We start from the raw sequence: 14850 nt of genomic DNA on the forward strand, positions 1-14850 counted from the left end.
TGGTTTGAAATCATTTTGGGATCACCTACGTACATTTGATACTCTTATTATAAAAGAAAGCGTTAGGAGAAAGTTCAATTTTTTTTGAACTTTCTCCTGACACACAAAGATACTGGACTTTTTCAGTGGCCTCGTACCTCGCTCCTGCGGGGTCTTCAGCTCATGCTATTCCCGTAGGAGTCTCGCCGATTCCGCTACAATCAACTGGCAAGTCCTTTTTGATTACGTTTTTCTGAAAAAATATGCTTCTATAAAGGAAATATTTTGATAATCAACATACCTGATAAAAAATAAGCCTATCAATTAGATAGACTCATTAGTGGACATAATAATATTATTAAAAGGATTTTTCTGCATGACATCTTGGATTTGTTCATCCTCAATATGTGTATAGATTTGTGTTGTGGCAACGCTTGAGTGCCCTAGAATGTGCTGCAAACTTCGAATATCAGCACCTGCTTTATACATCATCGTCGCTGATGTATGGCGCAGTTTATGTGGTGTCAATTTCTCTTTTTGTAACGTCTGTTTATTAATTTGCTTCACGATTTTAGCAACAGTTTGTCTTGTAAAACGTGTCCCTTTTTGTGAAACAAATAATGGTTCCTCCCCTTCCCCTTTAAACACTTTTCGCTCGGGTAAATAATGTTCAAGCGCAGTCATACAGGTATCGTTTAAGTAAACCGTCCGCTCTTTATTCCCTTTCCCAATGACGGTTAACTGACGTCCTTGAATGGAATTGATATTAATGGAACAAAGCTCCGATACACGAATACCGAGATTAAGAAAAAACATCATCATACAGTAGTCGCGCTTACTATATTGTCTATCTTCAATCGATATAATAAATGTCTTCGCCTCTTCCATATTTAAATACACGGGCTTTCGCTTTCCGATTTTCGGAGACTCTAGCTCTTCCGCAATATTATCATCGATTAAACGACGCTTCCCCTTTAAATATTTGAAAAATGATTTGAGTGTTGCTACTTTTCGTGCACGAGCAGCGGGTGAATTGTTTCGTTGTACCTCACAATACTCCATAAATAAATATAGGTCCTCTAATGATATTTCCTTAATAAAATCGATCGTAATGTCTGAAATATCAATAGTATGTATTTCGTTATTTGGGATATCTTCTTGCACCGCTTTTAAAAATCGGAACGTTAAAATGAGATCGTATTCATACTCTTTTCGAGTACGCTGTGATTTTCCGGTAATCGTTGTTAAATAGATTAAAAAGTCTTTGATGATTTTTGGTAGTTTCACTTGTGTCATATGCTCACCTCTATACGCTATTTTAGCATAAAAAAGGTTCCCAAATTTATATTTGGGAACTTTTTGTTGAGTTTTATAGAAAAATAGCGAAAATCGCCTCTATTTTAGAATGTATGTTCCTGTTTGTGAGATTCGCTCTCAGACGCATCGAAATTCTATTTGATATACCTTATCCCATCTCGATTCGTCTCAGTGCGCTTTTGAAAACAGGAGAAAAAGGGGCTATTAAGCGTAGGAGTGATTGCTAAAGTGCCATAAAAAAATCCCTAGCCAAGTAGACTAGGGTATTATGAGATATTTAAAGAATTCATGATGATTCAAAACATTTTGGATTGTGGGATCAGAACCCCTAAGGTAAGCTTTTTAATCTCTATTGTTTATTAAGTTTTATAGTTTCCTCTTTGTTAGCTATTTGCACTTTAAAAATAAGTTCTGGCCCTCTTTCACAATCTAAGTGGCAGCTCGTTTGAAATGCAGTACCTTTTAATACTCCTTCATTATTTAAATTAGCATTACCTCCACTTGTGAATTCTTCAAACCCTACCTCATATAGAACCTCTTTATTCTCGAGTCCTTCTGAACTGTCCCCTTTATATGTTGTAACATAATTTCCTATAATTTTATTATCATTTACATATAAACTCTTCTTTGTAACGACATCAAATTGCACTAACTAATCTTAAGTTTCCCCCACATAAGCTGAACTAGTTTCCTTATTACAAGCAGTAAGAAAAACGACGAAAAATAAAATAAGAGTTATAGAAGTGGATTTACGCAAATTATATCTTCTCCCTAAATAGTATTTATACACTGTAAAAACTCATACCTTATTTTACCATGTTATATATTGGAATATAATAGTTAATCAGAAGCGGAAGAGGGTATTACAGGTACATTAAGCAAAATTCTTACAAGGGATTTTAAGCGGTTAAGGACACATATTTTATCATTTGATTGTAATAATGATGTGGGAAATTGTTGAATTAGAAAGAAACCTTATTGCTGAGAGGGTGAAAGAAGGACTCGAAGCAAGTAAATTACTTTTCGGTCTACAGCAAAAAGCCGAACACTGAGCCTTGATGGGATTATTCCAGTATTAACAATAAGATATTACATCCAGTATTTTAAGCCTAGAAACAATGTGTGTGCCTGCGCCTATATTCACATCTTTTATATTTTCACATAGATTAATATGAAATTATAATGAAAGAAGGTATGCACTCTTGTATAACAACCCTTTTGATGATTTCGACTCACCAAACCAACGATTTTTCCCACAAGGACCAGGAGGATGGCCAGCTCCTCCGCCTGGGGGACCACCACCATTTGGAGGACCATCTGGAGGAGGTGGCGGTGGTAGACCATCACAACCTGGAGGTCCAACACCAATGGCACCACCACCAAATTTCACACCTCCAATGCCTTCCACTTACGGTGCTCAAGCAATGCACGGTGGTGGTTGGGACATTCGCATTTGCCTGTACCGTAACACATATGTCTGGTTACGAAACGGAAGAAGTTTTTGGTTCTACCCTGTTGCTGTAACGAGAAATCTAATTATTGGATTCCGCTGGAGCACAAGATCTGGCTGGACTTATCGAACAATCAATCGTGATAACCTTCTTACTTTTACATGTTTCTTCGGCTAAAACCTCTCCATACTATTATCCACTCAAACAAACTTACTCAAACAACTGGCAGAGCTTAGGACTGCGACAGACCTAAGCTCGAATACATATTTTATAGAGGTGATTAATGATGATTCATATTGTAAAACCCGGTGAAACACTTAGCCAAATTGCCAGAGATTATCGCACACCGCTTTCTTCGATTATTAGTGCTAATCCAAACATCAATCCAGATGTTCTTTATATTGGTCAACCGATTACAATACCTGGATTCCCTGACCCAAGTACAATTCCTTATCATATCGATATTTCGATTAACAAGCGTACACTTCGGTTATTTAAAAATAATGTATTGCAAAAACAGTATCCAATCGCTGTTGGAAAAATGTTAAATAGAACACCTGTAGGTAACTTTATTATTATTAATAAAGCGCCTAATCCAGGTGGCCCATTCGGTACGATGTGGATGAGTCTATCAAAAGAACACTACGGTATCCATGGTACGAATAATCCGAGTTCAATTGGTCAAGCGGTTTCAAGAGGATGTATACGTATGTATAATCGTGATGTAGAGGAGTTGGCAAGAATGATTCCTATTGGTACATCTGTTTCGATTCATTTATAGCTGTAGCACTTACTTTTCTATTATTAACAGCAAATCATCGAGTTCTTCTTCGCAGGCTATTAATTTATAAACGCTAAGTTCACTTGTTTCGAGCTTTTCAACCGATTGACATGTTGTAGCAGCAACTGTTTGTTCACCATAGCGATCTTGCGTAGAATCAATAGTATACATAATAATATTATCATTATATATAAGGTCTTTGTAAATGGCATCCCCTTCCGTTGTGTAGCTGACAATTCGTACTTTATCACTTGTACTATCTTCCACATGCCCAACAAAAGCTTCGAAGCGCTCTAAATTCGTAATGTCGCCATACTTATTAATCACGTCTTCTTCCATCAGTGTGTAAGCAGTAGTACTCACTGGGATAACAGGCGACTCAGTGACTTCCTCTTTATCTTTGCAAGAAATGAGTATAAGACATATAGGAAACAATAATAAAAATTTTTTCATCGGTTCTCTCCTCGTATAGAAGATCTATATATAATGTTTATTCATCAATATAAAAAAGATTCCTATAGTTTACATCATAATCCTCGGTGAACGGTTACAACTTCTTTAATGAAGCCAGTATGTATTTAGAATCAAAAGTGTACAACATTTTTAACATCGATTATAAAACTATATAGAGGATTCGTGCCGACAAAACGCGGATATTATACGCTAAGGGATTTTTCAAGAGATACAGACCTAAGTTTTCTACGCTAAGCCGAAAACTCAGGGTCTTTTTACATCCTTAGGGGACGTAGAGCATGTATTGAATTCGATGTTTCCGCTTTAAATGAATATTCACCTAAAAAATTAATATGTTCCCATCCCAATGGAGAGATATAATAATCAGATTTAAGGCATTTGCACGCTGCCATTTAAGGTGCTTGTTTTGCTCCCACGTTTCTTTTGTCACTAGATAATTATCGAAATCTTGATGCTGACGGCTTCCCTTAATAGAAACGTTACCTGAGCGTACAAGATTTCTTAACTCGGTTAGAACAGCCATCTCATAATAGTGGCGATTAATATTCCCGTCGTCATCATAAACATGCTTTTGCCAGCGATTCGAAACAAAGTCCAAAGGCGCACCTTCTGGAACCTTTCGTTTATTGTACATATTCATCTCTTTAATGGTGTCAATAGCACGGATTAACGGTTCCCCTGATTTTCCCATACGATTCTCTTGATTGTTGTCATAGCTGGTAATATAACCTTTTGTCTTCGCAATTCTTCAATTGTTGAACGAATCAAGTAATCTGTATTCCCGTTCTCAAGAGCGCATTGAAGAGTAGCGTGTGCAATGATTCGATAGGTACAAGGACAAATTTTTGTATCCATATTGCTGCCAAAGTTCCTCTAGGTGTTCATTTCGAGTTGCGATTCGTTTTGCAATGTAACCAAGAATTTGGTGAGGAATGTCTTTAATTTGAAATAAAGTCCATCCAGGATAGCGTAGAACAGCAAGCTGTAAAGCAATCCCTAAGCGGTTATGACTTCTTCGATGCTTATTGATAAATCTAAGATCTTCTGAGGTAAAAGTATAGTGTCTTTCTATGTCCTGTTCATTCATATCATCGGGAATCGCTATAAATAGATTGCGTTGGTCAGGGGTTAACAGTTCTTTTCCTCTCATGTTACACCTCCTTGCCAGCTATTTTTTTATTTCCTAAGTAACGATATAACATCGTGACGCCTATCCCTGTAGCTTCTTTAATTTGAGATACTTTCATACATTTTCAGGGCTAGTGTGATCTTTTCGGATTCAACCTTTGGTCTACCTCCATTTCTTCCTCTAGCTCTAGCTGCAATTAACCCATCTTTTGTTCGTTCACTAATAATATTTTGTTCTAATTCAGCTATACTGGCCAACATTCTGAAAAAGAATCGCCCCATAGCTGTTGTTGTGTCGATTTTATCTTGAATGGACACAAAGTGAATTTCTTTTGCTTTAAATTGTTCCATGAGCTTTATTAAATGTTTGGTACTGCGACTGATACGATCTAATTTATAGACAACCACTGTATCACCTTGACGTAGAACTTTCAGAAGCTCGTCCAATTGAGGACGACTTTTTCTCTTTCCTGATTCTTTTTCTTCAAAAATCTGATCTACTTCATAATGGTTCAACGCATCGAGTTGTAACGATAATGACTAATCTTGCGTACTCACCCTTGCATATCCAAATTTCAATATACATCCCCCTTTCGTTATAAATTTACTATACCAAAAAGGGCTTTGATAGAAGTATATTGGTAGTTAGATTTTGGTTATATTTTTGGGTATATATTTTACTAGTTTTTAATTGCTTTCAGAAAATTTCTTTTCCGTAATCAAAAATGGTCCTTTATGGGGCTTTCATTTATGAACTAATGAATAAAATGTTTTTTAAAAAGGAATTAATGTAAAAAAATACATATTTACAACACTTATCCATATAAATATTCCTAAAAACGTTTCGGAAACAGAAATGCACTCTAATTAAATTCCTTAAACATCTCTTCGATAATTTAAATTTCCATTTAATAACATAAAATATTACCGATATACTAATTAATACTAATATTTAATAAAGGGAGTGTTGTAATTGATTATAAAAACTGTATCAACGCAATTCGATAAATTAGGTGCTGTTCAGCAAAAAATGACGGCAAAAGCACAGGTCCAAGCATCAAAATCGCAATCTCCAGTAAACGAAATGAATTTTAGTACTGAAACAACTGGAAAGACGTTGTATGTTGACCGTTCCTATAATCTACAAATTGATAACGATACAGTGTACAGTATTCCAACGAACTATGGCATGATCAATTATAAATTTCATAGCGCTACAGCAAACACATCTGACTATGTTGAACTGATTCATTTTGATAACCATATGTCTGATTCAAAGCGTGTTCATCTAGAGAGGAAAAGACAATTTCTGCAGGATTTACAGACATTTATTCGAACAGGGCAAGAAACACATCTTCGGACCGCAAGAACCTCAGGGGAAGTTATAGAGGCATTTGCAAGTTTTGGGATTACTACAGAAGATGTATTTACGATAAATGGCTCAAAACGCTATAGAATGGATCCGGCAGGTATTCTACATGAAGTAGATTTGGAAAGTAAGACGATGCGTGAAACAGATTGGCGCAAATATGGTCATGATGAAAACACTGTATTCCGAATCCAAGGAAAAGAATATCGAATGGATGAAAACGGGAGACTTCCTTTGCCAGAGGATTATGTTCACAAATACGAACAGGTAGAAATTTTTAAAAAGTAAATAGCAGTTAAAATTTCGAGACACACTAAAAGCCAAAAATGCTGATTTTGCATAGCATTTTTGGCTTTTGTTATGCCATATTATTCTTGCTTAATATATAAGCTCTCTTTTCTATTTCATTTCTCTTTTATAGTACAAAATAACATAAGGTTTTAAGGTATATGTTCCTGATAAACTGAAAGTTGCTGAATGTCTAAATGCATAAGGTTGTTTTACTTTAACTTGAGCGTATTTAGGAACATGATCTAATTGTTGTGGTTGGTACAGCGGGAATTTAGCATCAATCCAAGTATAAGTAGAATTTGGACGAATACTTCTCTTCATAGAATATAAATCAAGTAAATCACGGTTTGTCTCCGTACCACCTATTAAAATACTTGTCAAAATTGCGTCGTCTGGAATACTGCTAACATTAGTTAAATCAAAATATTGAATAGAACTAGTCGTTTTGCTTGAAGTTATAGAAGAAGTATTTAAATCCACTCTGTGACCTGGGTTCGATGCGAGATAGACTGGCTCCCCAGCAATTACTCTCAAACTATAAGGATAATTACTTCTACCATCATTCGATGGTTTAATGTAAATATAATAGTCGCCTATATAATTTGTTCGAAATTCAATCTGTCTATTTCCTTCGTCTCCTACGCCATTTCGTTGAACGATTAAATTACCCATATTATCCCTTATTTCTACATCAAATGTTTTTTGTGAGACTAATGTTAATTTTTCACTTTCGTTCATTCCTAATGAAATTTTATATATTCTACTCTCTGTGTCATCCATAATTGTTGTTAAATCATTTTTTTCAGGAATTAAAGAGTTAGTACTATCGTTTCGTGGAAGATCAATGGCTTCTTCATAAAGGCTGTTTGCATCAATAGTTAAGGGCATTAACACAAACAAAGTAAGAGTAAATAATAGTGCATAAAGTTTCTTCATTTCTTATCATCTCATCCTTTTATTGTAATACCATAATTAATATCGACTCAATATCAATTATATTGGTTCAACACCGTAACTTGGGGTTGACCATATAAAGAATTTGAAAGTTATGCATTTTAGTATAGTAGCGAAAACTTACATATCGTAATTGTTGTCCAGACAAACTATCAAATCTGTTTATTACTATAGCAATTCCTTACCCTCGAGGTACTCTGAGTCTATCATTTGTACAACCGACATTACAACCGACAGTAAAATTGTCGTTATCTGTCGGTATTGTGTCGGTACCTATTGGTATTATGTCGGTATATCTCAAGATACAGATAGTGTTTATTGAACAATATATTTACACAAAGATTTCAAATTAACCTAAAAAATAAAGGCTATTTATTTTGTTTAACACTATAACTTGGAGTGATTTTTCAAAAAAAGTAATCCTTAAAATGAATGAGTGATGAAGAAAATTTGCTCTCGACCACAGTGTAGGTTACTATTTTTAATGACAACTCCCGACTTTTGGTAATGAATAATCATATTTACATAAATTACATTTTTTATATTTATGGGGGGGGGCTAGAATTCGACTTTTTATGTTGAAATTTACTTAGCGTATAATATCCGCGTTTTGTCGGCACGACCCCTAATTAATATAGATGCAATAAAAAGAGACCAAAACAATTTTGGTTTTTTAACAATTTCTTTTACGAATTCAACATATGTATTCCATTTCTTTGTAAAAAATACAAGCATAAGCATAAAAATACAAGACCAAAAAACTTGTTGTGCTAGGATCTCTCCCGAAGATACGTGTTAAATAAGCTTCCAGTAAATTGGAGTAACACCCCACATAACATAAGAAAGTATTGCATACTCAACACCCCCTTTTTTATTGTTTAATTGCATTCTGCGCCTTCTTTCTAAAATTCAGATTAAGTCTATCCTATTTTATTTTATCAAAGTTCAGATTAAATAAAATACTACCGGAAGATTCTCCCTCTGTTAAATAGCACTTTTACAGAATAAGGAATGATTATTTGTTACTTTCCGATAGCTTTCTGTATAAACGGAGCCCTGGACACATTTGTAATTTCACATATTTGATTTATAGTCATATTTCCTTCTTTATATAACTTTACTGCATAATTCATATCTAGGGGATTTTATAATCTTTTTTTAACCGGCTTTTAAATTCCCCTTCTTTCTTAGCCAACTCAATTGCTTCATGTTTACACATAAAACAATCCATTCTATTATTTTTACTAATTATAAGAAAAAATGAAACTTTAACCACATATACTCGTCAAAACTTTCAGTGAGTAATACGAACGAAATGGTAGGTACAAACATAATGAAAAAAATTGTATTTCTGATGGGCTGTGTCTCTGAATGGCTTGTTTTCTTTTTTGTTCTGCTCTGTGTCTTAAGTGTTAACATGATTAACTTCGGCAATATTCTATTTGTTGATATGCCTTGGGAAGAGCCTGCTACGGTAACATCTTCATCATTTATTCAACTGATACTGCTTGTATTAGGCATGGGCTTAGTCTGTTTCTTTTATATCCATTATTTTGATGGAGAAGGATTGTATAAACGATTCAAAGAGGTGATTTGGGGAATATTATTCGGCCTAAACTCATTAGGTTGCATAGTTTACTTTTTGATGGGCGATGGTTTTAATTTGCCTAAAAACGAACTGATTTTTCTAATCGTCGTTACGATCGTTAGCGTATTGCTAACTATGCAAATCATGACTAAACCTAACAATAGGTAAACAGTAAAAAACCCGGTCCTCTTCAAAGACCAGGCATTGCCACAAAGATTTGGTAAATAATATAAAAAACAAATAGTATGACCGCGAATTTAATCAGCCACTTTGCAATACTCCACAAGATGCTAACGACAATGATGAAGATAATAATTGATAGTAACAGTTCCATCGGCTATCCCTCAACCACAATGGAAATTTCATCATTTATGCAGTCAATTGTTCGGTTCGTTGGCATCATTAATCGAAAATAAAAATTTCTTCAATTGAAGCGTGGACTGCTCGCGAAATATCAATGGCTAACTTTAACGATGGATTATATTTAGCTGCTTCTAAGCGAATAATAGTTTCCCTTCGAACACCTACTTTTGTTGCCAATTCATCTTGTGTTAATCCTGCTAATTGACGATATTTTTTTAAATAACATGTAAATTGCGGCACTAAATCGCCACCTCTCAAAACTTTTCATAATAATAAAATAGTACTGCATATGTGATAAACGTTGTAGCCCATCCTATAGCAGCTAGTATGATAATGATTCCTTGGCTAATCTCCAATAGTGTTATACTTATCCCAATTATAAATAAAAATAGGGCTGGTACTAGCATCGTCTTTGCTTGAGCCTTTTGTCTATTCTCCTCAAAGCGCTCATCAGGCATTTCTTGCGCCAACTTTTTTAAAAAATAAAAGCTAAAAAAGCTAAAGAAACTAAAGTAAAATAAGTCGGCTGGATCGTTTGTTTGAAAATATTGAAGGCCCATAAATCCTAGAAAACCGAAAATCCATGTGTACTTAAATCGCTTTTTTTCTTTTCCATAGTTCATATATATCACCCCAATTATAACGAATTATTATTATTTGTAATACTAAAATAACAATTAAATAATATACAATAGTAGGCATTTCCATAAATAGCACGATAATCAACATAAATAAACTAGGTACTATATATTTTCTTGGATGACGCCATAAATCGTTTTGAACTTGCCATTTTTGAATTGGTCGCTTCCATTCTAATATCCCCATTATAAATGCACTCTGCGCAGCTAAATACAATAGCAATATCCCGTGAAAATGCGAAGGGGTGTAACCCACTGTCAACCATAACCCACTATAAAAAAGATAGATGCTTAACTGTACAAAAAAAAGTATAAGTATATACATCATAAAAAAAGTTGTTCGTTGGTTTGGAAGCATTCTTACCTTTTGATAAAGAGACCGATCGCTTGAAAGGATTGTCTGTAGAGGTGTATTAAACGTTAATATTGCTAGCCCTAATGGTAAAATATCCAAAAATGCCATTTCAACCGCCATTTTCGTGAAAAAACCGCTAAATAACAAAAGTATCATCGTATTAAGTAAAATCTTCTTATTACTAATAACATAGCGATAAATATAGAGAAATGTTGAAGGTAGTTGTTTAAAACGTTCCTGTTTTAATATAACTTTCTCTACTTTACTATAATACACTAGTGGATGAAAACGAATGAGGAAAAAATACTGTATACTACAAAGGAGAATGCTTAGTAGTACTAAAGCATTCTGATTAAAAAATGAAAATAGAAATAGAGATACTGTTAGCATTGTAACAACGCTGAGCATTATATATTGTTCTTTTTGGCTATACAAAAATAAAAGAAACGCACTTAATGTATACGAAAGAAACAATAGTAAACTTCCAACTATTTGTAAAAACATTACAGACTGTGTTGCGACAAATAGTACGACTAAGTGAAGTATTCGCGTAAAAAAGATATATATGCTATGTGCAATAAAATAGTGACGGTGAAAACTACTTTTTTTATAAGGAAGCATTAGACAAGCATTTAAATGTGATGAGTCAAAGGAAGATAAATTACGTAAAGTACTTACTAATGTTGTTACTGTTATCATCAATAAAAAAATAGTAAATGTAATTTCAATCTCAATATAAAGTTTACATACTACATAAAGAATAATTGTCATTATACTATGAAGCCAAATCTTTTCGTACGTTGCCCCAACAAACATCTTGAGAAAAGGATTATACATGTATTTCTTTCAACTCCCTTCGAATGCTTTCAGGGTTAATGGCTTCTCCTTTGAATTCCATAGCTATTTCTCCGTTTTTTAGCACGTACACATAATCTGCTGTTTCCGTAATGCTTTCAAGTACATGAGATGAAAATAGAATACTCCCTTTATTTTTATATGATTTAATAAGCTGATATAAAAACTCTGTACTTTGAAAATCTAAACCATTCACGGGCTCATCTAAAATTAATAGGTCAGGTTTTAAAGCAAAGGCAGTTATTAAATACACCTTTTTTCGGTTCCCCATTGACAAATCCTTAATTAAAATCGCCTTATATTTTTCAAAATGAAATCCGTTTATTAATTCATCTATTACTGGCTGATTGAGCGGCTTTTTATATGAACGAAAAACATATTGAATGTATTCCTGAAAAGTAAAATATGAAAAAGAAGTATCCTCAGCAAAGACCATATAACGTTTTAATTTAAAATGGTCATTTATCAATTCAATTTCTTCTCCTAACCATTGTATACTTTCGGCCTTTACATGCTGATGAACACCTGCTAAAGCATGGAGTAATGTCGTTTTCCCTGCTCCATTTAAGCCGATTAAAGCTGTAATTTGGTTAGGTTTTATTGTTAAATGTACGTTATTTAATACACTTTTTAATGGTTCATAATAAGCCGACAAGTCTTTAATCGATAATAATTTAGGACTTTTTTTGTTCAAGACGTTTCACTCCCCATAAGAAAAATACCGCAATAAGTAAATAAAATACAGCCATTAAGTAGGCAGCCTTCGTAAATTGCAAAACAGCTAGGAATCCCCATAATAACACGATTAATAATCTAAATATCTTCATTGTCAATCCCCCTTAAAGTTAACTATTTGTCACCTTTAGTGATAAATATATCACTTAAAATATACAATTGCAATCCCACTTTAGCAAACAAAAAACCCGGTCCTATTCAAAGACCAGGCATTGCCATAAAGATTTGGTAAATAATATAAAAAATAAATAGTATGACCGCGAATTTAATGAGCCACTTTGCAATACTCCACAAGATGCTAACGACAATGATGAAGATAATAATTGATAGTAACAGTTCCATCGGCTATCCCTCAACCACAATGGCACTTTTATCAATCATCCAGTTCGTTAACATCATGGTGCGGGTTTTGGATTCAATTTCTGCTGCTAACGATACATGCAGTAAGCCTTTCTCTACTCCCTTGTCTTGCTGTTCCTCTAGTAGTTTTTCAGCCGTTTCAACGCTAACCCCTTTTTCTTTCAGCATTTCCGTAATAGACGCTTCCATTAAATTGATGCTCAATTTATTCCTCCTTCAGTAGACGCTTATGACGTTCAATGAGCACTCCTTTTCGTGCATAGCCAAACTTTTCAAATAAATCATCGGTCTCTTCTTGCTGCATATACATCTCAATCACCGTGTAACGGAGATTTGTGCATGTTACTTTAAAACCGAGTAGCTTAGACATTTGTAAAAATACGCGTTCCACCGTTTTCACCGTAATCGGTTCGCCGAGCTTATTCCCGACACCTAGCCAAACATCATCAATCTGCTCAAGTTGTGAGAAAAATAATTCTGTTTCTTGCTTATATTGCAACAAGATTTCCAGTAATTTTTCCGGTAAGTCCAACGTACGATACGTACTTCTTTCCATAATATGAATCGTCATTTCATCTTCGTTTAGATGGGACCATTTCATTTTTACAAGCTCCGCTGGTTTAATGCCAAGCATAGCAATCGCATACGTAATCGTAAGGTTTCGCATCGCAAGCCACGCATGCTCCTCCGTTTGAGCAATTCTATATAGACTATGCCAGCAGTCCAGTACTTGTTGTAGTTCAGCTTCAGTTAATGCAAATAATTTCGTTTCTTTTTTGGCTACTGGCTCTAGCAATGTTTCATTATACGAGTCAATATATTTCCGACCATATAAAAACTCTAAATAAACTCGCATCGCCGCTAATTTACGATTGACGGAGTTTGCAGTATTATAGTGCGTGTATAGATGGTTAATATAAGCCTTTAATCCATCCTGAAACTGATCACGAAATGATTCCTCGTCTAGAAACTTTTCAAACTGTTTTGCATCATTTACATATTGTTTCACTGTATGTGGTGATTTGTTTAAGCCTTGTAAAAATGCACGAAACGCCTCTGCATAATGATTCCCCACTGACCTAACCTCCTTATTAAGTTGCGTGTTTTTATGTGAGTTTTAAGATATTTTGATGCGTGTAGTTTTATATTATTATAATCTATAGTGTCGCATAATATGCATTAAAGTAAAGTTTTTCATCCGGAACATTCGTTCTTTTAAGCTGTATTATAACCAAATTTTCAATTTTGTGCTATGATTGGCACTAGGTATGCAAAACTGTACTGTAACAGATACTGAAAATCACTACACCTATGCACCTTTTTGCTTGAAAATTCACTTAATTGTATATCAAAATGTTATTGTAGTATATAATATGGCTAATTCATTAACAGGGGGAAATAAAATGCAAGTACGTACTACTCGATTAGAGGCGGAAGAAGCAAAAATCATTTATCAAGAAACGGCTGGTTTAGCCATTATTACGATTCACCGTCCACAATTAAAAAATGCTTTGACAGCGAATATGTGGGATCAATTGGCCAAAATCGCCCTACAAACATTAGAAAATCCCAAAAACAAAGTGTTAATTTTACGCGGTTCTGGCGAAAACTTTACAGCTGGTTCCGATATTAAAGAATTCAACTCGATTTCACTTGAAAAAGCAGAAGCTGCTTTCATTAACATGGAAAATACGATTTCAACGATTGAAAACTTACCTATTCCTGTCATCGGTGTTATTAACGGACCTGCCATGGGGGCTGGCTTAGAACTTGCACTAGCTTGTGACATCCGCATTGGTTCCGATAAAACGAAAATGGGTATTCCGGTTGGGAAATTAGGCATTACACTAAACAATAAATTTGCCAAACGTCTTGTTGATTTAGTCGGACCAAGTGCAACAAAAGATTTTGTCTTTACAGGTCGTATGTATAAAGCAGAAGAAGCATTCAAAGCAGGCATGTTAAACTATTTAGTAGCGGAAAAAGATTTAAATCGCTTTGCCATTCGTATGGGGAAATTAGTAGCTGGGATGTCGCCAGATTCTTTACTTGCTGTAAAACGCTCTGTTCGTGAATGTTTAGACTCTACGCCAAAACTGTGGGAAGGGTCTACACCATTTGTTTCACAAACCGATTTTGCTGAAGGTGTACGTGCTTTCGTTGAAAAACGCCAACCTGAATTTACACGTCAAACGAAATAACAAAATGAAAA

General features: G+C 34.5%; 19 protein-coding genes and 4 pseudogenes. 6 read left to right on the forward strand and 17 right to left on the reverse strand.

What is annotated here, in order from left to right; genetic code table 11:
* Positions 1–303: 303 nt before the first annotated feature.
* A complete protein-coding gene (locus tag AC3II9_RS16100) occupies positions 304–1275 on the reverse strand; it encodes a tyrosine recombinase XerC (RefSeq protein WP_489157062.1) in 972 nt (323 codons plus the stop codon).
* Between the two features lie 370 nt (positions 1276–1645).
* Positions 1646–1945, reverse strand: coding sequence for a hypothetical protein (locus AC3II9_RS16105; protein WP_489157063.1), 300 nt, complete (start codon positions 1943–1945; stop codon positions 1646–1648).
* 292 nt (positions 1946–2237) lie between these two features.
* On the opposite strand from AC3II9_RS16105, the pseudogene AC3II9_RS16110 reads away from it, so the two are divergent.
* The 3 genes and pseudogenes from AC3II9_RS16110 to AC3II9_RS16120 all read left to right on the forward strand — a co-directional run.
* A pseudogene (locus AC3II9_RS16110) lies at positions 2238–2312 on the forward strand (recombinase family protein); the annotation flags it as partial.
* A 186-nt stretch (positions 2313–2498) separates the two neighbouring features.
* The gene (locus AC3II9_RS16115) at positions 2499–2924 is read left to right on the forward strand and encodes a hypothetical protein (protein WP_489157064.1); all 426 of its coding nucleotides are present in this window, start codon (positions 2499–2501) and stop codon (positions 2922–2924) included.
* 109 nt (positions 2925–3033) lie between these two features.
* Positions 3034–3528, forward strand: a complete 495-nt coding sequence (locus AC3II9_RS16120; RefSeq protein WP_489157066.1) for a L,D-transpeptidase family protein — start codon at positions 3034–3036, stop codon at positions 3526–3528.
* Positions 3529–3537: 9 nt separating this feature from the next.
* On the opposite strand, the gene AC3II9_RS16125 is transcribed toward AC3II9_RS16120, so the two are convergent.
* From AC3II9_RS16125 to AC3II9_RS16145, 5 genes and pseudogenes are all read right to left on the reverse strand, one after another.
* A complete protein-coding gene (locus AC3II9_RS16125) occupies positions 3538–3981 on the reverse strand; it encodes a DUF4362 domain-containing protein (protein WP_489157068.1) in 444 nt (147 codons plus the stop codon).
* Between the two features lie 427 nt (positions 3982–4408).
* A pseudogene (locus AC3II9_RS16130) lies at positions 4409–4687 on the reverse strand (hypothetical protein); the annotation flags it as partial.
* The gene (locus AC3II9_RS16135) at positions 4669–4857 is read right to left on the reverse strand and encodes a DUF4158 domain-containing protein (protein WP_489157069.1); all 189 of its coding nucleotides are present in this window, start codon (positions 4855–4857) and stop codon (positions 4669–4671) included. The gene AC3II9_RS16135 and the pseudogene AC3II9_RS16130, both read right to left, overlap by 19 nt.
* A complete protein-coding gene (locus tag AC3II9_RS16140; protein ID WP_489157071.1) occupies positions 4790–5152 on the reverse strand; it encodes a DUF4158 domain-containing protein in 363 nt (120 codons plus the stop codon). The genes AC3II9_RS16135 and AC3II9_RS16140 overlap by 68 nt, the downstream gene beginning before the upstream one ends.
* Before the next feature lies 1 nt (position 5153).
* Positions 5154–5709, reverse strand: a pseudogene (locus AC3II9_RS16145) (recombinase family protein).
* 394 nt (positions 5710–6103) lie between these two features.
* Here AC3II9_RS16145 and AC3II9_RS16150 point away from each other — a divergent pair.
* Complete coding sequence (locus tag AC3II9_RS16150) at positions 6104–6787, forward strand: hypothetical protein (RefSeq protein WP_489157072.1); 684 nt, start codon at positions 6104–6106, stop codon at positions 6785–6787.
* Between the two features lie 111 nt (positions 6788–6898).
* Here AC3II9_RS16150 and AC3II9_RS16155 read toward each other — a convergent pair whose 3' ends face one another.
* A complete protein-coding gene (locus tag AC3II9_RS16155; RefSeq protein ID WP_489157074.1) occupies positions 6899–7726 on the reverse strand; it encodes a hypothetical protein in 828 nt (275 codons plus the stop codon).
* Between the two features lie 1033 nt (positions 7727–8759).
* Positions 8760–8963, reverse strand: a pseudogene (locus tag AC3II9_RS16160) (helix-turn-helix domain-containing protein); the annotation flags it as partial.
* A gap of 114 nt (positions 8964–9077) precedes the next feature.
* Here AC3II9_RS16160 and AC3II9_RS16165 point away from each other — a divergent pair.
* Complete coding sequence (locus AC3II9_RS16165) at positions 9078–9500, forward strand: hypothetical protein (RefSeq protein WP_489157076.1); 423 nt, start codon at positions 9078–9080, stop codon at positions 9498–9500.
* Positions 9501–9734: 234 nt separating this feature from the next.
* On the opposite strand, the gene AC3II9_RS16170 is transcribed toward AC3II9_RS16165, so the two are convergent.
* The 8 genes from AC3II9_RS16170 to AC3II9_RS16205 form a co-directional block, all read right to left on the reverse strand.
* Positions 9735–9935 (reverse strand): helix-turn-helix transcriptional regulator, encoded by a 201-nt coding sequence (locus AC3II9_RS16170; protein ID WP_489157078.1) that lies wholly within the window; start codon positions 9933–9935, stop codon positions 9735–9737.
* A 14-nt stretch (positions 9936–9949) separates the two neighbouring features.
* Entirely contained in the window at positions 9950–10318 is a 369-nt protein-coding gene (locus AC3II9_RS16175; protein ID WP_489157080.1) for a DUF2178 domain-containing protein, read from the reverse strand.
* Positions 10287–11525 carry a hypothetical protein gene (locus AC3II9_RS16180; protein WP_489157082.1) on the reverse strand — a complete coding sequence of 413 codons (1239 nt, stop codon included), beginning with the start codon at positions 11523–11525 and terminating at the stop codon, positions 10287–10289. The genes AC3II9_RS16175 and AC3II9_RS16180 overlap by 32 nt, the downstream gene beginning before the upstream one ends.
* On the reverse strand, positions 11518–12237 hold the full coding sequence (locus AC3II9_RS16185) for an ATP-binding cassette domain-containing protein (protein WP_489157084.1): 720 nt from the start codon (positions 12235–12237) through the stop codon (positions 11518–11520). The genes AC3II9_RS16180 and AC3II9_RS16185 overlap by 8 nt, the downstream gene beginning before the upstream one ends.
* Entirely contained in the window at positions 12218–12370 is a 153-nt protein-coding gene (locus AC3II9_RS16190) for a hypothetical protein (protein WP_489157085.1), read from the reverse strand. Before AC3II9_RS16190 ends, AC3II9_RS16185 begins: the two co-directional genes overlap by 20 nt.
* Positions 12371–12476: 106 nt before the next feature.
* A complete protein-coding gene (locus AC3II9_RS16195) occupies positions 12477–12620 on the reverse strand; it encodes a hypothetical protein (RefSeq protein WP_489157087.1) in 144 nt (47 codons plus the stop codon).
* 3 nt (positions 12621–12623) lie between these two features.
* Positions 12624–12842 (reverse strand): hypothetical protein, encoded by a 219-nt coding sequence (locus tag AC3II9_RS16200; protein ID WP_489157089.1) that lies wholly within the window; start codon positions 12840–12842, stop codon positions 12624–12626.
* Between the two features lies 1 nt (position 12843).
* Positions 12844–13713, reverse strand: coding sequence for a tyrosine-type recombinase/integrase (locus AC3II9_RS16205; protein ID WP_489157090.1), 870 nt, complete (start codon positions 13711–13713; stop codon positions 12844–12846).
* Positions 13714–14041: 328 nt separating this feature from the next.
* Here AC3II9_RS16205 and AC3II9_RS16210 point away from each other — a divergent pair, with 328 nt between their 5' ends.
* Positions 14042–14839, forward strand: a complete 798-nt coding sequence (locus AC3II9_RS16210) for an enoyl-CoA hydratase/isomerase family protein (RefSeq protein WP_391371106.1) — start codon at positions 14042–14044, stop codon at positions 14837–14839.
* Positions 14840–14850: the final 11 nt, after the last annotated feature.

This window comes from Lysinibacillus sp. RU7 (assembly GCF_057837305.1).